Below are 22,486 nucleotides of genomic sequence, written 5' to 3' on the forward strand. Positions count from 1 at the left end.
GCATATCGCCGCCGGCTTGTCTTCTTCACCGCTGGGCCGAGATCAGCAGGAAGATCGGCCGATCCGCTCAGCCATCCTGCGCCAGGATGATCTCCAGGAAGGCGTCGCCGTAACGCTCGAGCTTCGCCTGGCCAACGCCCGATATGGCCAGCAATTCCTTGCGGCTCCTCGGCTTCTCCGTGGCAAAGGCGATTAGCGTCGTATCGGGAAAGACGACATAGGGCGGCACGCCGAGGGATTTGGCGATCGCCATGCGCTCGGCCCGCAGCGCCTCGAACAGAGCGCCGTCGGCGCCCGACAGTCCCGATTTGCGCTCGCTGCGCTCCGCCTTCTTCGTGCGCCGTTCGGAGGCCGGACGGTCCTTGCGGAAGAACACCTGCCGTTCATGCTTGAAGACGGCGCGCGCCTCCGGCTCCAGCTTCAGCGCCCCATAGGCCTCGTGATCGACCCGGACCAATCCCATGGCGAGCAGCTGGCGGAAGACTGACTGCCAGATGCGCGACGGAATATCCTTGCCGGCGCCGAAGACCGGCATATCGACATGGCCGAAACGCTCGGTCTTTTCATTGACGTTGCCGACGAGCACATCGACGACATGGCCGGCACCGAAACGCTCACCGGTGCGGTAGATCGCGGCCAGCGCCTTGATCGCCGCTTCCGTACCCTCCCAGGTCTCGACCGGCTTCAGGCAGGTGTCGCAATTGCCGCATTGGCCCGCATGCGCCTCGCCGAAATGCGCAAGGATCGCCTGGCGGCGGCAGGAGGCGGTCTCGCAGATCGCCAGCAATGCATTGAGCTTGGCGCGCTCGACCCGCTTGATCTCAGCGGCGGCACCGCCCTCGTCGATCATCCGGCCGCGCTGGATGACATCGGCCATGCCATAAGCCATCCAGACCTCGGACGGCAGGCCGTCGCGGCCGGCACGCCCGGTCTCCTGGTAATAGGCCTCGACGGATCCCGGCAGATCGAGATGGGCGACATAACGCACGTTCGGCTTGTCGATGCCCATGCCGAAGGCGACGGTGGCGACTAGGCAGAGGTTTTCTTCTTTCAGGAAGGCATCCTGATTGGCGTCGCGAACCGCCCGGTCCATGCCCGCATGGTAGGCAAGCGCGCGCACGCCCTGGCCGTTCAGCCAGTCGGCCGTGTCCTCGACCTTGGCGCGCGACAGGCAATAGACGATGCCGCTGTTTCCCTTGTGACCGGACAGGAAGCGCAACAGCTGCTGGCGCGGCTGGTCGCGCTCGACGATTTCGTAAGCGATATTCGGACGGTCGAAGCTGGTGGTGAAGATCCGGGCAGCGTCGAGCCCCAGCCGCTCGATAATGTCGTCGCGCGTATGCGGATCGGCCGTCGCCGTCAGCGCCACGCGCGGCACGCCGGGATATTGCTCGCCAAGCTGGCCGAGCGCACGATATTCCGGGCGGAAATCATGGCCCCATTGCGAGACGCAATGGGCCTCGTCGATGGCAAACAGCGCGATCTTCTCGTTGGCGATCAGTTCGCGGAAACCATCGGTGAGGATGCGTTCGGGCGTGACGTAGAGAAGATCGAGCCGGCCGGCCGAAAGCGCGCGGCGGACCTCGACGAATTCCTCGCGCGACAGCGACGAATTCAGCGCAGCCGCCCGAATGCCGAGCTGCTTCATCGCCTCCACCTGATCGCGCATCAGCGCAATCAGCGGCGAAACGACGATGCCGACGCCGTCACGGCAGAGTGCCGGGATCTGGAAGCACAGCGATTTACCCGCGCCCGTGGGGAAGAGCACCACGGCATCGCCGCCTGACACCACATGCTCGACCACCTGCTGCTGCTTGCCGCGGAAGGAGGAATAGCCGTAGACCTGCTTGAGAATATCGAGCGGCGCGCGGCCGGCGGAAAACAGCGCAACGGAGGCGGAAAAGCCCGGTTCGTTCCGTTCGGTCTGCGGCATCAGTGGTTCGCCGCCCCTTTGACGCGGCCGGAAAGCACGCCGAAGCCGTCGATGATCGCCTCCTGGTTCTCAAGCCGCACTCCTTCGAAATGCACTTCCTGCTGCGCCCGCATCAGCTGAACGATCGCCTCGCCGTCGCCGGCTTCGGTCGCCAGCGCAATCTCGCGTTCGAGCTCCATCTTCTGCCGGCGCAACGCCTTTGCCCGTTTGTGGAAGGCGAGCGCCTGGCGATAACCCTCACGCGCATCCTCCATCGCCGCCTCCTCGGTCGCCGTCCAGAGCCTGGCATTGCGCACCTGCTGGTCGAGGCTCTTGATGAGAGGGCCGAATCCTTCGAATTCCAGCCTTTCGGTCAGATAGTCGCGCGTCAGATGCGGGCCAGCGACGGCAGCGGCTGCCCCAAGCATGGCCGACCAGAGCCGCTGCAGCTCGCGGCTGTCGTAGTCGATCGCGGCGATCTCGTCATAATCGTCGATCATCAGCGCCGGATGATTGACGATGGTCAGCGCCAGCACACTTTCGCGCAGCGCCGTATTGTCCCGGTGGCCACGCACGGGGCCCGAGCGGGCGAGCCGGTCGGAAATGACGCTGGGGCTTTTCGGCCCGGCCTTGACAGCATTGTCGCGGCCCGTCCGGGAATTGCCGTTGCCGTTGAAGCCGCGGCGTTCGCCATTGCTGCGGTTCTGGAACTGCGGCTGGAAGAAGGTGTTCAGCCGGTCGCGAATATCCTGCTGGTAATGGCGGCGCACATTCTCGTCCGCAATGACGGCGACCAGCTGCTTCAGCCGCGCCTCGAGCTCGGCGCGCGCCTCGGGCGTGTCGAACTTGCCGGTGTTGATCTCCCGGCTCCACAGCATCTCCGACAGCGGCTTTGCCTGGCTCATCACCTTGTCGAAGGGGGCGCGGCCGTCATCGCGCACGAGATCGTCCGGGTCCTTGCCATCCGGCAGAAGCGCAAAGCGGACGGAACGGCCGGGCTTCAGATGCGGCAGCGCCAGCTCGGCGGCACGATTGGCGGCGCGGATACCGGCGCCGTCGCCGTCGAAGCAGAGCACCGGCTGCGGCACCATCTTCCAGAGCAGCTCGAGCTGGTTTTCGGTGAGTGCCGTGCCGAGCGGCGCCACCGCATTCTCGATGCCGGCCTGATAGAGCGCGATCACATCCATATAGCCTTCGACGGCGATGATGGTGCCGGTCGCATTGTCGTCTTGCGCATCGCTGCGGCCCGGCCCCTGGATGGCGCGGCGGGCGCGAGCGAAATTATAAAGGACGTTGCCCTTGTGGAAGAGCTCCGTCTCGTTGGAGTTCAGATATTTCGCCGGCGCATCTGATGACATGGCGCGGCCGCCGAAGGCGATCACCTTTTCCCGCGACGAGAGGATCGGGAACATGATGCGGTCGCGGAAGCGATCATAGGAAACCGGTACGTTTTCATGAACGACCAAGCCGCAGGCCTCGATCTGCTCTTTGAGTACGCCCTTGCCGGCGAGAAACTCCTTCAGCGCATTGCGGCTGTCAGGCGCATAGCCGAGACGGAAGGTTTCGATGGTGCGCCCGGTCAGCCCGCGATCGCGCAGATAGGCGCGCGCCCTCGCCCCGTTCGCCGTCTGCAATTGATCCTGGAAAAATTGAGTCGCCATTTCCATGACGTCGATCAGCGAGCCGCGTTCCTTCTCACGCTTCTCCATCACAGGATCGGCAAGCGGCATCGAAACGCCGGCCATATCGGCGATCTGCTGCACCGCCTCGGGAAAACTCAGACCTTCCAGCTCGGTGAGGAAGCGGAAATGGTCACCGGTGACGCCGCAGCCGAAGCAGTGATAGCGGCCCTTCCGGTCCTCGCAGTGGAAACTCGGCGATTTCTCGCCGTGGAACGGGCAGCAGGCCCAGTAATCGCCACGCGACACGTTGGTCTTGCGCTTATCCCAGCTGACACGGCGCGCAATCACGTTCGAAATCGGAACGCGGTCGCGAATATCATCGAGAAAGGTGTTGGAAAAGCGCATCTATACCTCTTGGCCAGCCTCCATATAAGCTGCTTTACCGCTTCACGCCACGAAACTTGTCATGAAAACCCGCTATTCACAGGCAAGTGCACCGGTCCGCAGTGGCGTCGGTTATCCAATCAAAAACGCGTTATCGCCCCCTGCGACAGGGTGCGACATTATTGTCGTTCAAGCGCTGAATTTCCACCGCTGCAACTGCCTCGGCAAGTGTGAAGGCCTTTAGCCGGGTTGAATTAAACCGTTTTAAAACAAATGCTTGTCTTGTGCATCGATTGCACGGCCCGATCGTCGCGGCGCCTACAGAGTCTTCGCTTCTGCCTCTCCAAAACCGACATTTTCGGCAATCATTATTTTTTTGTAATTTGAATAAGCCGCCGCCCCGCAATAGGTTCGATCTCAACAAAGCGATCCCCGAGCGAAGCACCATCCCTACCCCCGGCGCCGCTTCGCAAGGGTGCCTTTGCAAATACCCTCCGGCTTGGGCCTCGGCCCTGCGTTTGCCGGCGGAAGCAAAGAGCAAGAAGGCAGGAGCGCCCCCAGCTCCTGCCTTCTTAAATTTTGCCTTCCCCTGATACAAATTCTCTTTTGAAATTAACCGATTATTGACAAAACCGTTGACAGGCGGCGCTTGCGTGAAAGAAGTATGCGCCGAACTCCCTGGACCCCTTCCACATGGCCTTTACCGCTGAAACTCTTGCAGCAGACGATCGCTTTCTCGCTGCGATCCTGCATTGCGCCGATCAGATGCTCTCGATCTATCGGGAGAGCCCGCGCATCGCCTCGATTTTCGCCGCACAGCAGCGCTGGCTGATGGCCCATGCCGGCTTTGCGCTTCACTATGGCCATCCCGGCGACGGCAAGAGCGGTCTCTATTCCGGCCGCTTCATCGATTTCGCCGTCAGGAACGACATCGCCAGCCGCAATACGGCCGCGGCCTTCATGCAGGAAATGCTGGCCTATCGTTTTCTGCGGCCGGTTCCCGGCCCCGACAAACGCACGCGCTATCTGGAGCCCACGGAAACCGCCGAGGAGCATTTCACCCGATGGCTCGTCGCCCATCTGATGATCCTCGACAACCTCGACGGCGGTGAACGCGCCAGCAAGGTCAGTGCCGACCCCTCGGCGATGATGGCAGCGATCCAGCCGCGGATCGCCAGGGCGATCATCGGGAGCGAAGCGGTGCGCAATCCCGGCCCGACCTTCAACCTCTTCAACTGGGCAAATACCGGCGGGCTGGTGATGGACTACCTGATTTCGCGCCTTCCGGAATTTCCCCGCACAGCCGAGCGCGTCGCGGTCGGCCCCCTGTCGCTCAGGGAAATCCGCGAACAGTTCATGATCTCCAACACCCACTTGAAGCGGCTACTGACCCAGGCGGCGGCCATGGAGAGCGTCGGCTGGACAGCCCCCTCCCGCAAGGGCGACTTCTGGCTGTCGCGCCGCTTCATTCTCGAATACTGGAATTATCAGGCGGCGAAATTCGCCATTATCGATGCCGCAGCCGAAGCGGCGCTCGGGCCTGCGGTCCATGAGGAGCCGCAGGCGAGACGGGTGGTCTGAGGTTAGCTCAGCAGTTCCTTGACGGTCGCCGACGCCTTGGCGAAATCCATCTGGCCGGCATAACGCTCCTTTAGCGCGGCCATCACCTTGCCCATGTCCTTAGCGCCCGCAGCACCGGTTTCGGCGATGATCGCAGACACATTGGCGCGCACTTCACCGTCCGAAAGCTGCTTCGGCATGAAATCCTGGATGACGGTGATTTCGGCGCGCTCCTTGGCGGCGAGCTCCGGCCGGGAATTCTCCTCGTAGATCTTTGCCGATTCGTCCCGCTGCTTCACCATCTTGGCGAGGATCTGCAAAATCTCGTCGTCGCTCGCCTGCTCCTTGCCGGTGCCGCGATTGGCGATATCGCGATCCTTGACCGCGGCCTGAATCAGCCGGACGGTGGAAAGCCGCTCCGCATTCTTGGCCTTCATCGCCTCTTTCAGCTGGGTGGCGAGTTGATCGCGCAGCATGGTCTTCACTCCTGTTTTGATGCCGCTTCATAAACCACGCTGATGCGGCGGATCAAATAAATTGCGCGGTCGCCGCGATAAAGCGCAGGAAAACGGCGGCAATCCCGGTTACAAAGATTGACGCTCAGCGATTGCGTGGCTATTTACCGCCACCTGCACCAAAATTCGTGATCAGGCCTGAAGCGCGCGGCATTGCCGCGTCCACACGCCTGCGAGATCAAATGGCGACGAGCGCGGCAACGCGCGCCCACCGCCGGAAACGGGATGAAGATGACCGCGACAGCACCCTGGACAATCGAAAAGCCGACCGCCCTGCTCGTTCTTGCCGACGGCACGGTGATCGAAGGTAGGGGCATCGGCGCCACCGGCAAGATCCAGGCCGAAGTGGTCTTCAACACGGCACTAACCGGCTATGAAGAGATCATGACCGACCCTTCCTATCTCGGCCAGATCGTCACCTTCACCTTTCCGCATATCGGCAATATCGGCACCAATGATGAAGACATCGAGGATCTGACGCCTGCCGCCCGCCACGGCGCCGTCGGCGTCATCTTCAAGGCCGACATCACCGAACCCTCGAACTACCGCGCCGCCAAGCATCTCGACCAATGGCTGAAGGCGCGCGGCGTCATCGGCCTCTGCGGCATCGACACGCGCGCGCTGACCGCCTGGATCCGTGAGAACGGCGCCCCGAACGCGGTGATCGCCCACGATCCGAACGGCGTCTTCGACATCGAGGCGCTGAAGGCCGAAGCCAGGGCCTGGAGCGGCCTCGAAGGTCTCGACCTTGCCAAGATTGCCTCCTCGGGCCAATCCTCGCAATGGACCGAGACGCCGTGGGTCTGGAACGAAGGTTACGGCGAACTCGCCGCAGCGGACGCCAAATACCACGTCGTCTGCCTCGACTACGGCGTCAAGCGCAACATCCTGCGGCTGTTTGCCGGTCTCGACTGCAAGGTGACCGTCGTGCCGGCAGCAACGAGCGCCGAAGACGTGCTCGCCATGCAGCCCGACGGCATCTTCCTGTCGAACGGCCCGGGCGATCCGGCGGCAACCGGCGAATATGCCGTGCCCGTGATCAAGACACTTGTGAAGACCGATATCCCGGTCTTCGGCATCTGCCTCGGCCATCAGATGCTGGGGCTGGCCCTCGGCGCCAAGACCGAGAAGATGCATCAGGGCCATCACGGCGCCAACCACCCGGTCAAGGATCATACGACCGGCAAGGTCGAAATCGTCTCGATGAACCATGGCTTCGCGGTCGACTCGAAGTCGCTGCCCGATGGCGTTGAAGAGACTCACATTTCGCTTTTCGACGGCACCAATTGCGGCCTGCGCGTGCGCGGCAAGCAGGTCTTCTCCGTCCAGCACCACCCGGAAGCCTCGCCCGGCCCGCAGGACAGCCACTATCTCTTCCGCCGCTTCATCAACATGGTGCGCGAGAAGAAGGGCGAACCGGCGCTCGCCGAACGCTGATTTCAAGAACTGCCGATTTCGCAAGTGCCCGCCAAACCGGCAGCCGCTAGCGTGATGTGGAATCCCTTGAATCTTGAAAGGCAGCAATGAGAGGAAGGACTGCTATCTGCCGATAGCGGTCTTTTTTCGTTATAGAAGAACAAGGCTGCTTTGCGCCCCCGTTTTGGTCGTTCGCACCGCATGTGGTTCCTGACAACACCGCAATCATGGCACATCGCGATGCCGGCGGAGGAGCCGTCCACAGCATCAATTGCGGAAATCGGTGTTGCAGCTAAATACGGACATCGCTTTAGGCAGTATTCCGCTGATCGAAATATTGACTTCCGTATAAATTGTGCCAGCTTAGGTGAATTATTTCACTGGGTAGCCTGTGATTGTACTTATCGCATATTGCCGACAGTTCTAGCGAAGCCGAGAAACGGTAGCGGACCACCCCTCTGGACTGAAACTCGGGCATGGCTGCGCTTAATGCCGTGATCCAGTGCGCAAGTAGATTGCCTTTGCCGTTTGGCTCAGCATGTTCTGAGCGTTGGCTGTTTTTGGCTTTGTAGTCTCCACAGCATTTTATGACGCGATCGCCACGCATCTCGACAGCCTATCCCGAAATGCAGCATCCCGCCTGTGGCAAGAATGGACCCGGAGTGGGTTAAACTCTGGCAGGCTCATGACGCCGTCTTTGGCATTTTGAGGATTCGGAAAAAGCCCGGTGAAAATGCTGGCCGGCACGCCGGCAATCATGCGAAACAAAGGAGGAACACCGATGACCGGATATGCATTGGACAATTCCTGGGACAGGGCAAAACGCCGACTTGAACTGCTGGAGCACTATCTGGACCCCTTCACACGGCGGCGTTTCGCAGCTCTGGGCATCCGCGACGGACTGAGTTGTCTGGAGATCGGCGCCGGAGGCGGATCGATTGCCCTTTGGCTGAGCGAGAAGGTCGGCCTTTCCGGCAAAGTTGTTGCGACGGATATCAACACGGCCCTGTTCGACAACCTCAGACGGCCGAACCTCGTTACGCTGCAGCACGATATCCTGAATGATCCGTTGCCTGAGACGGGGTTCGACATTGTCCATACCAGATGGCTGCTCCATCACCTCCCCGACCCCGAGAAGGCGCTGCGAAGAATGGTAGAAGCGCTTTGCCCCGGCGGATGGCTTCTGGTGGAGGAAGTCGACTTTTTTCCAGTCCACGCATCACCTTCCGCCGACTACAGTGACTTCATGACCGCCTTGGTGAACACAGTCGTCAAAGCCTCCGGACGGGATTGCTTCTGGGCTAGGGCGCTCCCCAAAACAATTGCGGGAATGGGCCTATCCAATGTCGGTGCCGAGGGCGATTATTCGATATTGCAGGGCGGATCCCCGGTTGCTGAATTTTTTAAGCTCACTGCCGAACAGATGAAGGAGCGAATGTTTGACGCCGGAACAATCGATCCCTCGACGTTTGCAAGGTCAATGCGACTGCTTTCCGATCCCACCTTCTGGTCGTTTGGCGGCGGAGGAGTGGCGGTCTGGGGTCAAAGACCCGTTGGTGAGTAACTCGGAGCCATCACACCGTCCGCCTCGCGCCCTCATTTCAGCCGTTGGAGCAGACCTTGCACCTGCCGGAAAGCAGACATTGTCTAGTTTCAAGGTAACGGCATCTTTGCGCCGCCGATAGCGGAAGTAAGCGTCGTCGCCTTCATGTCTCGACGAAGCTGCTTAAATGTTTCGCAAAGCATCCTGTCTTCATTCTGGACTACGGGCTCATCGCCACCATGATGCAAGGCGGTCCAGCGGAAAAGTCATGCGAGACTCGGGCTGGTTGACGCGTTTTGTGGAGCGTCTGAAGAAGCTTGGCACTGCGATCCAGACCGCCGTTTCGCGCAGCGCATATCCGTTGATCAAGTCCTCGAACGCGTCGAGATTGTTCCCACCCGCTGTCACATCTCCGGCAGGCCTGCCTTTCGAAAGCCGTCGACAAAGTGGTCTCGTACAGATGCATCGCGCAGCGGCTGGGAGCTGAGCCAATGGCCGATCGTGAAATGAGGGTGGGCGATCAGGAACAATTCTGCTTCTCGCCGCGCCTCCTCACTGTGGCCCAACTGCGCAAGCGTAGCAGCCAGGAATTTGCGTGAGTTGGTACGATAGGTGTCTTCCCTGCGCAGGGTAGCGCTTGCCGCCTCATAGTCACGCGCGGCGTATTGCGCCTGTCCAAGATGACAAAGATACCAGCAGGCTGGACGGGGATTGAGCCGCAGAGCTTTTTCGATCTGCGCCAGTCCGTCGGCAACCCTGCCGTCCAGCACTGAGATGTCAGAGATGGCGGCCCAGGTGTCGGCGTGGTTGGGGTCCAGTTCCAGGGCCTTGGCGAAGGCGGCCTCCGATTCCTCCCATCGCCGCTCATAGGCCAAAATAGTCCCCAGGACGTAACGGCATCCGGCATCGTTGGGATCAAGCTCGACCGCCTTCTGCGCTGATGTCGTCGCCATCTTACGGTTTGGATCTTCGGGCTCGCCGAAATGGGTCCAGGCCAGCCAACGGTTATAGGCAAGCAGACCGAGCGCCTCGGCATATGATGGCTCGAGCTTGACCGCGCGCTGGAGCAGCATATAGGCCTCACGCTCGGTTTGCGGCGACTCTTCCGTCAGGAGGCGGGCGCGCACACACAGATCGTACGCCTCAAAGTTCTTCGGCCGATTGCGCGGCGTCGGGATGGTCAGCCGGCCGACGAGGGCTTCGACAATCTTGGCGTTGACTTCGTCCTGCAATTCGAAAACATCTTCCACCGTCCTGTCGAACCTTTCAGCCCACAAGTGCCCGCCGGCAAGCGCGTCGATCAATTGGGCATTGATGCGGACACGGCCCATTGCGCGTCTGGCGCTGCCCTCCAGAACGTAGCGGACGCCGAGTTCCTGAGCGACCAGCTTTACGTTGACCGGCTTGCCCTTGTAGCCGTACACGGAATTCCGCGCGATGACGAACAGGCCGGCCGTACGGGAAAGGTCGGTGATCAGGTCTTCAGTCAGGCCGTCGACGAAAGGCGCGTCCGCTTCATCCCCACTCATATTCGTGAACGGCAATACAGCGATCGAGGGACGGTCGGGCAGCGGCAATATGCTCGGCAGCGCATCGGGCCAATGCCACACGTGGACAGGGCGGGTCAGGTTCTTCAGGTAGCGTTCGCCTGCGTCGAAGAACCGGTCGCCGATCTTGCCGACGATCTCGCCGTGAACGCCGGCTGAAATGCAGATACCTCCCGGCGCGGCCTGCGTCTCCAAGCGCGCCGCGACATTGACCCCGTCGCCGAGGACGTCTGGACCATCGTCAATGACATCTCCCAGATTGACGCCTACACGCAAAAGTAGTTGTCGATCTCCGGAAGCCTCGACAGTAGTGTTGGCCCGTTGCATTTCCAGCGCTGCTTCGACCGCATCCACCGCGCTACCGAATTCGATCAGGAAGCCGTCGCCCACGATCTTGAAGATGCGACCGTTGTGGCGCATCACGGCCGGCTCGATAACGCCTGAACGGAGTTCCCTAAGGTTCGCCAGCGTTGCGACTTCATCAGCCTCCATCAGGCGTGAATATCCCACCACATCGGCAACGACGATGGCAGCGAGACGACGCTGAAGAGATTGATCCGTCATGTGAGGACAAGCCCAACGACCAAATTAGCAAGTTATTGTTCAACTGCGGGTGAGTCAATAAGTGGTTAAGAGGTAATGCCGTCACTCTGGAACACGACGGCTTCAGGAAGTGGTCGCCCCGCGATTCCAAGTTAGTGACCGGACGTCTTCGCTTCCATGTTGACCTCAACCGTACTTGAGGAATTACAAACTCCCGGCAGACATCTGATGCAGGGGAAAATGGATGAGCGGAGCTTTCTTTCGTGTCGACAAATTCGTCGTGCCGGCTGCGGCGCGTGAGGAGTTTCTCGTCAAGGTGATGATGACCCACAAGCTGCTGGAAGCGCAGGAAGATTTCATCGATCATAGGGTATTGGAGCAGGTCGCCGGTCCCGGCGAATTCAATTTCGTAACGATTGCCGAATGGGAAAATACCGAGGTTGTCGAACGCGCGCGAATAGCCGTGGCGGCCGCCCATAAGGCCGCAAATTTCGATCCGCAAGAAATGTTCGCACGTCTCGGCATTCGAGCCGATATCGCCAGTTACAAGCCTGTAGCGGCCTGAGGGTAAAGACGGCCGATCAGCCGCCTGAAGTCGCCTCCTCCCGGCGAAGCAGAAGATAGAAGCGCCAGCAGAGCATGACGGCAGCCGCCGCCAGCCCGACGAGGAAGCCGAACCAGATGCCGATGCCGCCGAAGCCCAGCGGGAAGGCAAAGGCCCAGGCAAGGAAGAAGCCGATCGGCCAATAGGCAATCAATGCCATGATCATCGGCACCCGCGCATCTTTCAGGCCGCGCAGCAATCCGTTGGCAACCACCTGCAGCCCGTCGACGAGCTGGAAAAGCCCGGCGACGACGATCAGCGGCCCGGCATAGTCAAGCACTGCGGGCGCCTCCGGCGAGTTGACGTCGAGGAACCAGCTGCCGAGAAATTGCGGCATGGTGGCAAAGAGCACCGAGCCCACCGCAGAAATGGCGCAGGCAAGGATGAGCACCACGATCGAAGCCCGCACCAGTCCGCGATAATCCCCCTGCCCGTGCGCGACGCCGACGCGCACCGTCGCGGCCTGGCTGAGGCCGAGCGGGATCATGAAGGCGATCGAGGCCCATTGCAGGGCGATACCGTGAGCGGCGAGCTCTATGGTGCCGATATAACCCATCAAGAGCGATGCCACCGTGAACAGGCTGACCTCGGCAAGCACGGTGACGCTGATCGGAAAACCGAGCCGGAGGACCTCCAGCAGCGCATGCCAGTCGGGCTTCCAGAACCGCACGAAGATCTCGTAGCGGCGTGTCTCTTCCCGCTTCTGCACGAAGGCGAGAAGGAAGAGAAAGCCGGCCGTCTGCACGACGACCGAAACGATCGCAGCGCCCTCGAGCCCCATCGCCGGAAGGCCGAAATGGCCGAGCACCAGCGCATAGGCGAAGATCGCGTTCAGCACCAGCGTGGCGATGGTGACATTGAGGATGATGCCCGCCTTGCCGATAGCGCTGACCAGCGCACGCATGACATTGAAAAGCAGCGCCGGCAGCACGCCGAACTGGCCGATCATGATGTAGCCATGGGCGAGCCTGGCCACCTCGGGCTTCTGCTGCGCGAAGAGAAGGATCTGCTCCGAATTGAAGAAGGCGGGCTGCATGACGACCCAATATGCGATCACCACCCAGAGACCCATGCGCAGCGCCCGGCGCACGGAGACGACGTCACCGCGGCCATAGGCCTGCGCCACCATCGGAATGACGGCGATGGCAAAGCCCGAACCGAAGATCAGGATCGTGAACAGGAACTGCGCCGAAAGCACCATCGCCGCCAGATGCTCGGCGCCGAGCCGGCCGACGATCATCACGTCGGTGGTATTGATGCCGAGCTGGGCGAGCTGCGCACCGATCAGCGGAATGCCGAGCGCCAGCGTTGCACGGAAATGTGCGCCCCAACGATTATCGGTTGTCGGCGCAAGCCTGCGCGCGTCGATCGGCGTGTCCATGACACTAGTCCTGTGATTGAAATCGCATCGCCGCAGCTCGCGGCAAAATATCATTCCGGACTTAGATCAAAGCCCGGCGAAGAACTACCCCAAAACAGGCAGATGATGAAAAATTCATCATCGCATCAGCATTCCTGATTGATCAGCCCGCCGCCTCAAGCGCATCGGCCGGCTGACGGACACGAACCCGCACGAGGAACACGCCGGCGGCCACCAGGATGAACAGGGCAGCGGTCAGATAGGGCGCGCCGGCAAAGGTGACCGGCGCCTCAGGCCGGGTGAAATAGCTGAACAATTGCGTGAAAATCAGCGGCCCGACGATGGTGGTGATGCTGCTGAGGCTGGTCAGCGCGCCCTGCAGTTCACCCTGCGCCGAGGGCGGCACCTTGCCGGCGGCGATGCTGCGCAGCGGCGGGTCGGCGACGTTTTCCATGACGGTCGCGACGATCACGACATAGACCACCCAGCCCTCCCAGGCGAAGGCGTAGCCGGTAAGCCCTGCGGCCGAAAAACAGAGGCCGAGAAGCGCTGTCTTCCATTCGCCGAGCAGAGGCACGACACGCGGCAATACCAGTCCCATCACCAGCGCTGCACCGATGCCGTAAATGCCGAGCGACAAGCCGATCTGCCCCTCGCTCCAGCCGTAGCGATAGGTCGAAACGAAGGACCAGACCGAGGGATAGACGGCATGCGCGAGAAAAAACAGGAACATGACGAGGCTGACCCAGCCGATGCCCGGATAATGGCGCATCTGCCGCAAGGCGCCGAGCGGATTGGCGCGTTTCCATTCGAAGCGGCGGCGATTCCTAGCCTCCAGCGTTTCCGGCAGCAGGAAGCAGGCAGCGATGAAATTGACGAGCGAGAGTGCTGCCGCACCGAGGAACGGCACACGCGGGCCCAATTCGCCGAGGACACCGCCGATAACAGGGCCGATGGTGAAGCCGACGCCGAAGGCGATGCCGATTAGCCCGAAATTCTTCGCCCGGTTCTCCTCCGTGCTGATATCGGCGATATAGGCCGAGCAGGTGGCGAAGCTGCCGCCGCTGATGCCGGCAAGCACGCGGCCGACAAACAGCATCCAGAAGCTGGTGGCAATGCCGCAGATGAAATTGTCGATCGCAAAGGTCAGCACCGAAAGCAGAAGGATCGGCCGGCGGCCGAACCGGTCGGAGAGGTTTCCGAGCAGCGGCGCAAACAGGAATTGCATGCCGGCATAGACGAGCATCAGCCAGCCGCCGTCGATCGCCGCATCGCTGACGCCGCCGCCGGTCAGCTGCTCCAGATAGGCCGGCAGCACCGGCATGATGATGGCGATGCCGATAATGTCGAGGAAGAGGATGATGAAGACCAGGAAAAGGCCGCGACGCACGAATTTGGGGTCAAGCATGAGGCATCTCTACAGCGGTTGGTTCTGAAAAGACGATCTCGTCGCCGAGAAAGTGACATAGCTCAGAAAAGAAACCGAAACAATCCGTGAACATTTCAAAGTTTTTGATGATGCAGAACGGGAAATTTTGAAGATGCCTCAACGGCGGGCGCGGCGATTGCCACGATTCTCTTCTCCCCAGCGGGGGTCCGAAGGACGGGTCGAGACCCGCGGCTCGACCCCGGTCAGTGCCGGCAGGCAGATGAGGGGGTGAGCGGCAGAGCCGCGAATGCGCTGAGCGCAAGCGAAGGGCAATCATGAAGGGAGTGCCGTGCGGCCCCCTCATCCGACCCTTCGGGCCACCTTCTCCCCGCTGGGGAGAAGAGGGAGCCCTCAAACCGGCCCCGAGAACGTATCGCAAGCCGACAGCTGGCCACTGTCGAAGCCGCGCTTGAACCATCTGACGCGCTGTTGCGAGGTGCCGTGGTTGAAACTTTCGGGCACGACGTAGCCCTGCGACCGTTTCTGCAGCGTATCGTCGCCGATCTGCTGGGCGGCGTTCAGCGCTTCCTCGAGGTCGCCCGACTCCAGCAGACCCTTCTGCTGGGTAAATTTGCCCCAGATGCCGGCGAAGCAATCGGCCTGCAGCTCGACGCGCACCGACATCTTGTTGGCCTCCTCCTCGCTCATGCGCTGGCGGGCCTCGTTGAACTTCGGCAGGATGCCGAGCAGGTTCTGCACGTGGTGGCCGACCTCGTGGGCGACGACATAGGCCTCGGCGAAATCGCCGGAAGCGCCGAACCGGTCGGAGAGTTCCTGGAAGAAATCCGTGTCGAGATAGACCTTGTGGTCGCCGGGGCAGTAGAACGGGCCTGTTGCCGCCGATGCGGAGCCGCAGGCCGATGCCGTCGAGCCCGAAAACAGCACGAGGCGCGGCTCCTCGTAATCCCGGCCCTGCGCCTGGAAGATGCCCGTCCAGGTATCCTCGGTTTCGGCAAGCACGGTGCGCATGAAGGCGGTCATCTCGTCATTGGCGGGCGTGCGCGTGCCTTGTGACTCGCTCTGCTCGTAGCCCGGACCGCTCGACATCCCGCCGCCTTCGAGCACCTGCAGCAAATCGACGCCCATCATCTTGAAGATGAAATAGATCACGACGAGGAAGATGATCGTGCCGATGCTCAAGCCGCCGCCGGCGCGGCGAACGCCGCCGCCGGAGGGAAAGTTGAAGCCACCGCCGCGGCCGAAACCGCCGCTGCTCGGGTCGCCGCGGCGATCCTCGACATTGTCGGACTGACGCCGGCCTCTCCATTCCATCTTCGTTCTCCCCGGCAATGCCCGCGATTGCACCTAAAGAATCTATATATCCGTCGACGGCTGGAATTCCAGCGAGTTCATCGGGGGGTGATGGTCGTGCCTGACGAAAATAGTCTTCCATGCCGTGTTGGATTCCTGTCGATTCCGCGATTTATGGGGTTCCGTTTGCAAATACATTTGCCTATAAGCCGCTTCTAGCCTGAAAAGACCTCAATGCGCGACCCGACCCGGTGATCTCCCACCCTGGCCGGTTTTTTGCGCAGCTAGATAATGGATATCGCCCATGCCGAAGCGCCAAGACATCAAATCGATCCTCATCATCGGCGCGGGACCGATCGTCATTGGCCAGGCTTGCGAGTTCGACTATTCCGGCACCCAGGCCTGCAAGGCGCTGAAGGAGGAAGGCTACCGCGTCATCCTCGTCAACTCCAACCCGGCGACGATCATGACCGATCCGGGCCTTGCCGATGCCACTTACGTCGAGCCGATCACCCCCGAGGTCGTCGCCAAGATCATCGCCAAGGAGCGCCCGGACGCCCTGCTGCCGACCATGGGCGGCCAGACGGCTTTGAATACCGCGCTTTCGCTGAAGCGCATGGGCGTGCTCGACCGCTACAATGTCGAGATGATCGGCGCCAAGCCCGCCGCCATCGACATGGCCGAGGACCGCGCGCTGTTCCGCGAGGCGATGGTCCGCATCGGGTTGGAAACGCCGCGCTCGATGCTGGCGAACGCCACCGACATCAAGGACCTCGACCGCAAGACGCACGAGGCCGAGCGCAGCAAGCTGCGCGAAAGCCTCTCCGGCCCCGACCTCGACAAGGCGCTGGACGAACTGGAAAACCAGTGGAACCTCGGCGAGAGCGATCGCAAGCAGCGCTACATGAACCACGCCGTGGCGATTGCCGCCCAGGCGCTCGATCATGTCGGCCTGCCCGCCATCATCCGCCCGTCCTTCACGCTCGGCGGCACCGGCGGCGGCATTGCCTACAACCGCTCGGAATTCTTCGAAATCGTCGGCGGCGGCCTCGATGCCTCGCCGACGACCGAAGTGCTGATCGAAGAATCGGTGCTCGGCTGGAAGGAGTATGAGATGGAGGTCGTCCGCGACACGGCGGACAACTGCATCATCATCTGCTCGATCGAGAACATCGACCCGATGGGCGTCCACACCGGCGATTCGATCACCGTCGCTCCGGCGCTGACGCTGACCGACAAAGAATACCAGATCATGCGCAACGCCTCGATCGCGGTATTGCGCGAGATCGGCGTCGAGACCGGCGGCTCGAACGTCCAGTTCGCCGTCAATCCCAAGGACGGCCGCCTGGTCGTCATCGAAATGAACCCGCGCGTCTCGCGCTCTTCGGCGCTGGCTTCCAAGGCCACCGGCTTCCCGATCGCCAAGGTCGCCGCCAAACTCGCCATCGGCTATACGCTCGACGAGCTGGACAACGACATCACCGGCGGCGCGACGCCTGCCTCCTTCGAACCGTCGATCGACTATGTCGTCACCAAGATCCCGCGTTTCGCCTTCGAGAAATTCCCCGGCGCCTCACCGGTGCTGACGACGGCGATGAAATCCGTCGGCGAAGTCATGGCGATCGGCCGCACCTTCGCCGAATCGCTGCAGAAGGCGCTGCGCGGCCTCGAAACCGGCCTGACCGGCCTCGACGAAATCGAAATCCCCGATTCCGAGGAAGGCGAATCCAGCCATAACGCGATCCGCGCTGCGATCGGCACGCCGACTCCGGATCGCCTGCGCATGGTCGCCCAGGCGCTGCGCATGGGCCTCAGCATCGAAGAGGTGCATGAGGGCTGCAAGATCGATCCCTGGTTCATCGCCGAACTCAAGAACATCGTCGACACGGAAGCCCGCATCCGCGAGCACGGCCTGCCGGAGGATGCCGCGAACCTGCGCATGCTGAAGGCCATGGGCTTTTCCGACGCCCGTCTGGCGACGCTCACCGGCAAGCGCCCCAAGCAGGTCGCCGAACTCCGCAACGGCCTGAACGTCCGCCCTGTTTTCAAGCGCATCGATACCTGTGCGGCCGAATTTGCCTCGCCGACCGCCTATATGTATTCCACCTACGAGACGCCCTTCGTCGGCGCCGCCCGCTCCGAGGCCGAAGTATCCGACCGCAAGAAGGTCGTCATCCTCGGCGGCGGCCCCAACCGCATCGGCCAGGGCATCGAGTTCGATTATTGCTGCTGCCATGCCGCCTTCGCGCTGAAGGATGCAGGTTATGAAGCGATCATGATCAACTGCAACCCGGAAACCGTCTCGACCGATTACGACACGTCGGACCGCCTCTATTTCGAGCCGCTGACGGCCGAAGACGTGATCGAGATCCTGCGCGCCGAGCAGGAAAAGGGCGAAGTCGTCGGCGTCATCGTCCAGTTCGGCGGCCAGACACCGCTGAAGCTTGCCGAGGCGCTCGAGAAAAACGGTATCCCGATCCTCGGCACCGCTCCCGATATGATCGACCTTGCCGAGGACCGCGACCGCTTCCAGAAGCTTCTGATGAAGCTCGATCTCAACCAGCCGAACAACGGCATCGCCTATTCGGTCGAGCAGGCCCGCCTGGTCGCCGCCGAAATCGGCTTCCCGCTGGTCGTGCGCCCGTCCTACGTGCTCGGCGGCCGCGCCATGCAGATCCTGCATTCGGAAGGCCAGCTGCAGACCTACCTGCTCGACACGGTTCCGGAACTGGTGCCCGAAGACATCAAGCAGCGTTATCCCAACGACAAGACCGGCCAGATCAACACCCTGCTCGGCAAGAACCCGCTGCTCTTCGACAGCTATCTCAGCCATGCCATCGAAGTCGATGTCGACTGCCTCTCTGATGGAACCGACGTCTATGTCGCCGGCATCATGGAGCATATCGAGGAAGCCGGCATCCATTCCGGCGATAGCGCCTGTTCGCTGCCGCCGCGCTCGCTGCCCGTCGAACTGCTCGACGAGCTGGAGCGCCAGGCAAAGGCGATGGCCAAGGCGCTCAATGTCGGCGGCCTGATGAACGTCCAGTTCGCCATCAAGGACGGCACCGTCTACGTTCTCGAAGTCAATCCGCGCGCTTCGCGCACCGTGCCTTTCGTCGCCAAGACCATCGGCGCGCCGATCGCCAAGATCGCCGCCCGCGTGATGGCCGGCGAAAAACTCGATGCGACCTTCGCCGCCTACGGCCAGAAGCCCGATCCGCGCAAACTCACGCACATCGCCGTCAAGGAAGCCGTCTTCCCCTTCGCCCGCTTCCCCGGCGTCGACACGCTGCTCGGCCCGGAAATGCGCTCGACCGGCGAAGTCATCGGCCTCGATACCGATTTCGCGCTAGCCTTTGCCAAGTCGCAGCTCGGCGCCGGCGTCGAGCTGCCGCGTGACGGAACCGTCTTCGTCTCCGTCCGCGACGAGGACAAGGCGCGTGTGCTGCCGGCGATCCGCATTCTCGTCGAACAGGGCTTCAAGGTGCTGGCAACCGGCGGCACCGCCCGCTTCCTCGGCGAAAACGGCATCACCGCCACCAAGATCAACAAGGTGCTCGAAGGCCGTCCGCATATCGAGGACGCCATCCGCAACCGCCAGGTCCAGCTCGTCATCAACACCACCGACGGCAACAAGGCGATCTCGGATTCGAAATCGCTGCGCCGCGCGACGCTGATGCAGAAGGTGCCCTATTACACCACCATGGCCGGCGCCGAAGCAGCCGCCCAGGCGATCAAGGCGCTGAAAGCCGGCAATCTCGAAGTGCGGCCGCTGCAGAGCTACTTCGCCTGAGATTGGAGCAATTCCAGCAAAAGTGTGCCGCGGTTTTGCGTCCGGAATTGCGTAAGAACAAAGAGAAAGCGTCACCGCTCGCCAAGCGGTGACGCGACTTCAAGCAGAATCTATCTATTCGGCTGACGTCATAAGCCGCTGAATTTTCCTCATATCCTGGCGAAAGCGCACCATTTCCTCCGCCTTCAGCCGTTCGTCGGGAATGCGCAGCAGATAGGATGGATGCACCGTCACGAAGAGCGTGCGTCCTCCTTCGATCGCCATCGCCTTTCCCCTCACGTCCTGCAGGCGCTCTTTCACATCTGTCAGCGCCGCAACCGCCGTCGCCCCCATGGCGACAATCAGTTTCGGCTTGATGAGCGCCAGTTCCAGATCCAGCCACCAGCGGCAATGCTTCACCTCGCCCATATTGGGTTTCTGATGGATCCGGCGTTTGCCGCGCGGCTCATATTTGAAGTGCTTGACCGCATTGGTGACATAGAGAGCCGAGCGGTCGATGCCGGCTTCGGCAATCACCTGATCGAGCAGCTTGCCGGCCGGACCGACGAAGGGGCGCCCGGCAATATCCTCCTGATCACCCGGCTGCTCGCCGACGAACATCACCGCCGCATCACGCGGCCCCTCGCCGAAGACGGTCTGCGTCGCCTTGGCGTGCAGCGGACAGCGGGTGCAGACGGCAGCCTCGGCGCGCAGGGCTTCGAGCGTGCCGGCCGGCGCCTCGGGTTCGGCAGGGATATTGCGCGCCGCCTCCTGCAGCCGGTCGTGAAAAGGCAGCGATTGCGTCGCCTCGCGCGCGGCCATGGCCCGCACCTGGCTTTCCGCAGCGGCGATCAGACCCGGGATGAGATCGGCCTCCGGCAGGTTCTTCCAGTATTTTTTCGGCATTTCCGCCTGCATCGCCTTCAGCTTCAGCCGCGCCGGATTGAAGATGCTGGCATAATAGGTGCGCCAGAGTTCATCGGTGGCATCGGTGAGATTGGGCTTCTCGCACGGCGCATCGTTCATCGTCAGCCGTTCGCCATCCCAGGCCGCCGATCCCTTGGGCGTAGCGATCAGCCAGTCCATGTCGGTGAAACGGCGTTGGAAGAACGGTGCGGCACGCCTGACGATATGATGGTCCGGCTCGAACCAGGCGATGAATTTTCGGCGGCCCGCCGCTGCCGCACCAACCTCTTTGAATCGGACGAAGGCCGTCATCTTGTGGGCGTCGCGTCGGACATTTTTTGCCATCAGCCGAGCACGCACGACATCCTCGTCGGAGGCCACCTCCAGCAGTTGCCGGTCCAGTTGCAGCCGCCAGAGCAGGCGGTAAAGCAGGGAGAAGCGCGCCGGGTCGGAATGGCAAAGCACCGTCTCCGCAAGCTCGATAAAGGCCGGCGGCACCGTCATCGGCTTGCGTGTCACAGGCGCCGGCGGCATGGCGTCGCGTTGGAACGCAAGATCCGCCTCTGCGCTTTTTTCCCGCCAGTCGATCTCCTCGGGCACTATGCCGGCGGCCGCGAAGGCGCGTGCGGCATCGCGCCATTCGGCAAGATCGCCGCGTCCTGCAAGCACGACCCGGCGCATCATAGCAACGACAATTGTTCGGGTTTCGGCTCGAACATGGCGCGAAGATCCGGGCGGTCGATCAGCCGGCGCGGTGACCATCCCTCAGCCGAGATGAAGGTTTGCACCCTCTTGAGCGAGATGCCGAGCCGCGAGAGATCGTCGAGCCGCAGGCGGCGAAAGCGGCGGGCCGAAACAATGGCTTTGACGGTCTTGGTGCCGAGACCGGGCACGCGCAGCAAGCGCTCGCGCTCGGCCTTGTTGATATCGACGGGGAATTCGGCCCGGTTGGCGAGCGCCCAGGCAAGTTTCGGGTCGAGGTTCAGATCGAGCATGCCCCCTGCCTGATTGGCGGTGATCTCGTCGATGCCGAAACCATAGAACCGATAGAGCCAGTCGGCCTGATAGAGCCGGTGTTCGCGCATCAGCGGCGGCTTGATCAGCGGCAGGTTCTTCGACGAATCCGGGATCGGGCTGAAGGCCGAATAATAGACGCGCTTCAGGCCGTAGCTGCTGTAAAGCCGGCCGCTGGTCGCAAGGATCGTCGCATCATTCGCGCCGTCGGCGCCGACGATCATTTGCGTGCTCTGGCCGGCCGGCACGAAGCGCTGACGCTTCTTCGTGCGCAGCGTCGGCTCGCCGGCGGCCTCGATCTTCAGCCTCAGATCGCCCATCGATCGGCGGATATTGGCGGGTTTCTTTTCCGGCGCAAAGCGGCTGATGCCGTTATCCGTCGGCAACTCGATATTGAGCGACAGCCGGTCGGCAAACAGCCCCGCCTCCTCGATCAGCCGCGGCGACGCCTCGGGGATCGATTTCAGATGGATATAACCACGAAAATTATGGGTCACGCGCAGTTCGCGGACGATGCGGACCATCTCTTCCATCGTGTAATCGGACGAGCGGATAATGCCGGAGGAAAGGAACAGGCCCTCGATATAGTTGCGGCGGTAGAATTCCAGCGTCAGCCAGACAACTTCCTCGGGCGTGAAACGCGCCCGCTCGACATTGCTCGACGAGCGATTGACGCAATAGGCGCAGTCGTAGGTGCAGAAATTGGTCAACAGTATTTTCAGAAGCGAAATGCATCGCCCGTCCGGCGCATAGGCATGACAGATGCCGGATCCCTCGGTCGAACCGAGCCCGCCGCTTGTTCCCGAATCGCGTTTCACCGTGCCGCTGGAGGCACAGGAAGCATCATATTTGGCGGCGTCGGAAAGGATGGCCAAGCGTTCTGTTAGCGACTTCTTCATTAGTATGTTCACTATATGTTCTTGCGCGTAAAGTCAATGACGGCAATTCCGCTTTGGCCGCGTTTTTACGGCGGGGCACCGGCTGTCGCGGCGGCCTGCATTTCGTTCATGCGAATTTTCTGGAAATCGGCCTTGGCGATCTGCTATAAGCACTTAACTAGTATTGTGGCACGGTTCCGAAGCTCCCCTTCGGGACCGGTTTTCTTTTG

General features: G+C 61.6%; 14 protein-coding genes. 5 read left to right on the forward strand and 9 right to left on the reverse strand.

The window, feature by feature from the left end; translation table 11 throughout:
• Positions 1-67 precede the first annotated feature (67 nt).
• Together recQ and dnaG are read right to left on the reverse strand one after the other, a co-directional pair.
• Positions 68-1,933, reverse strand: a complete 1,866-nt coding sequence (gene recQ / locus BBJ66_RS14480) for a DNA helicase RecQ (protein WP_071087830.1) — start codon at positions 1,931-1,933, stop codon at positions 68-70.
• Positions 1,933-3,939, reverse strand: coding sequence for a DNA primase (gene dnaG / locus BBJ66_RS14485; RefSeq protein WP_071087832.1), 2,007 nt, complete (start codon positions 3,937-3,939; stop codon positions 1,933-1,935). The genes recQ and dnaG overlap by 1 nt, the downstream gene beginning before the upstream one ends.
• A 672-nt stretch (positions 3,940-4,611) precedes the next feature.
• Between dnaG and BBJ66_RS14490 the strand changes: the two genes are divergently transcribed.
• Complete coding sequence (locus BBJ66_RS14490) at positions 4,612-5,499, forward strand: hypothetical protein (RefSeq protein ID WP_071087834.1); 888 nt, start codon at positions 4,612-4,614, stop codon at positions 5,497-5,499.
• Positions 5,500-5,501: 2 nt separating this feature from the next.
• Here the strand turns inward: BBJ66_RS14490 and BBJ66_RS14495 are convergent, their stop codons facing one another.
• Complete coding sequence (locus BBJ66_RS14495; RefSeq protein WP_071087836.1) at positions 5,502-5,954, reverse strand: GatB/YqeY domain-containing protein; 453 nt, start codon at positions 5,952-5,954, stop codon at positions 5,502-5,504.
• Between the two features lie 270 nt (positions 5,955-6,224).
• Between BBJ66_RS14495 and carA the strand changes: the two genes are divergently transcribed.
• Together carA and BBJ66_RS14505 are read left to right on the forward strand one after the other, a co-directional pair.
• Positions 6,225-7,430, forward strand: a complete 1,206-nt coding sequence (gene carA / locus BBJ66_RS14500; RefSeq protein ID WP_071088129.1) for a glutamine-hydrolyzing carbamoyl-phosphate synthase small subunit — start codon at positions 6,225-6,227, stop codon at positions 7,428-7,430.
• Between the two features lie 712 nt (positions 7,431-8,142).
• Positions 8,143-8,973, forward strand: coding sequence for a class I SAM-dependent methyltransferase (locus BBJ66_RS14505; RefSeq protein ID WP_083335565.1), 831 nt, complete (start codon positions 8,143-8,145; stop codon positions 8,971-8,973).
• Between the two features lie 383 nt (positions 8,974-9,356).
• Here the strand turns inward: BBJ66_RS14505 and BBJ66_RS14510 are convergent, their stop codons facing one another.
• Positions 9,357-11,063, reverse strand: a complete 1,707-nt coding sequence (locus tag BBJ66_RS14510; RefSeq protein ID WP_071087840.1) for an adenylate/guanylate cyclase domain-containing protein — start codon at positions 11,061-11,063, stop codon at positions 9,357-9,359.
• 223 nt (positions 11,064-11,286) lie between these two features.
• Here BBJ66_RS14510 and BBJ66_RS14515 point away from each other — a divergent pair, with 223 nt between their 5' ends.
• On the forward strand, positions 11,287-11,607 hold the full coding sequence (locus BBJ66_RS14515; RefSeq protein WP_071087841.1) for an antibiotic biosynthesis monooxygenase: 321 nt from the start codon (positions 11,287-11,289) through the stop codon (positions 11,605-11,607).
• Between the two features lie 16 nt (positions 11,608-11,623).
• Here BBJ66_RS14515 and BBJ66_RS14520 read toward each other — a convergent pair whose 3' ends face one another.
• From BBJ66_RS14520 to ypfJ, 3 genes are all read right to left on the reverse strand, one after another.
• The gene (locus BBJ66_RS14520) at positions 11,624-13,027 is read right to left on the reverse strand and encodes an MATE family efflux transporter (protein WP_071087844.1); all 1,404 of its coding nucleotides are present in this window, start codon (positions 13,025-13,027) and stop codon (positions 11,624-11,626) included.
• A 142-nt stretch (positions 13,028-13,169) separates the two neighbouring features.
• Entirely contained in the window at positions 13,170-14,414 is a 1,245-nt protein-coding gene (locus BBJ66_RS14525; protein ID WP_071087846.1) for a TCR/Tet family MFS transporter, read from the reverse strand.
• A 372-nt stretch (positions 14,415-14,786) separates the two neighbouring features.
• Positions 14,787-15,707, reverse strand: coding sequence for a KPN_02809 family neutral zinc metallopeptidase (ypfJ, locus tag BBJ66_RS14530; protein WP_049736241.1), 921 nt, complete (start codon positions 15,705-15,707; stop codon positions 14,787-14,789).
• Positions 15,708-15,990: 283 nt separating this feature from the next.
• Between ypfJ and carB the strand changes: the two genes are divergently transcribed.
• Positions 15,991-19,479 carry a carbamoyl-phosphate synthase large subunit gene (gene carB, locus BBJ66_RS14535; protein WP_071087848.1) on the forward strand — a complete coding sequence of 1,163 codons (3,489 nt, stop codon included), beginning with the start codon at positions 15,991-15,993 and terminating at the stop codon, positions 19,477-19,479.
• 114 nt (positions 19,480-19,593) lie between these two features.
• Here carB and BBJ66_RS14540 read toward each other — a convergent pair whose 3' ends face one another.
• Both BBJ66_RS14540 and BBJ66_RS14545 read right to left on the reverse strand, forming a co-directional pair.
• Positions 19,594-21,045, reverse strand: coding sequence for a UdgX family uracil-DNA binding protein (locus tag BBJ66_RS14540; protein ID WP_071088130.1), 1,452 nt, complete (start codon positions 21,043-21,045; stop codon positions 19,594-19,596).
• A complete protein-coding gene (locus BBJ66_RS14545; RefSeq protein ID WP_071087850.1) occupies positions 21,045-22,277 on the reverse strand; it encodes a putative DNA modification/repair radical SAM protein in 1,233 nt (410 codons plus the stop codon). Before BBJ66_RS14545 ends, BBJ66_RS14540 begins: the two co-directional genes overlap by 1 nt.
• Positions 22,278-22,486 lie beyond the last annotated feature (209 nt).

It is taken from the genome of Rhizobium sp. RSm-3 (genome assembly GCF_001854685.1).
Classification (GTDB): Bacteria; Pseudomonadota; Alphaproteobacteria; order Rhizobiales; family Rhizobiaceae; genus Rhizobium; species Rhizobium ecuadorense.